The sequence below is a fragment of the Pseudomonas sp. OTU750018 genome (assembly GCF_011636575.1).
Taxonomy (GTDB): Bacteria; Pseudomonadota; Gammaproteobacteria; order Pseudomonadales; family Pseudomonadaceae; genus Aquipseudomonas; species Aquipseudomonas peli.
The window spans coordinates 1-454 of the sequence record NZ_JAAPAU010000010.1 but is presented as its reverse complement, the minus strand read 5'-3'; the positions used below and the strand labels follow the sequence as shown (position 1 = coordinate 454).

Annotated in this window: 1 protein-coding gene; it reads left to right on the top strand. The window is 68.9% G+C overall.

Annotation, left to right across the window (positions count from 1 at the left end; translation table 11 throughout):
• Positions 1 to 454, top strand: a 454-nt coding sequence (locus HCI85_RS20885) for a substrate-binding domain-containing protein (protein WP_167147929.1), incomplete at both ends; no start/stop codon positions are given.

The window sequence follows — 454 nt, the reverse complement described above, 5'->3', positions numbered from 1 at the left end:
GCGTGGCCCTGCGCGGCATCGAGGAAGAGCTGAGCCAGGCCGGCTACAGCCCGCTGTTCGTCAGCGGCCACTGGAATGCCAAGGAGGAGCAGCGTTGCATCGACGTGTTGCGTTCGCGCCGGGTGGACGGCCTCATCGTGCTGACCGGCCGCCTGAGCGACGAGGCCTTGCGCAAGCTGGCCAAGGAACAGCCGGTGGTGGTGACCGGCCGCAGCCTGAAGGCGGCAGGCCTCTATTCGCTGGACTTCAATGACTTCGAAGGTGCGCGTCTCGCCACGCACCATCTCTTGAGCCTTGGCCACCGCCAGATCGCCTTCATCGCCGGCGACCCGGTCCACCCGGACGCGCAGGAGCGCCTGCGTGGCTACCGGGCGGCGCTGGAGGCGGCCGGCGTGCGCTACAAGGCCAGCCTGGTGCTGCCCGGGCTGTTTTCCACCAGCATGCCGCGGGAGAT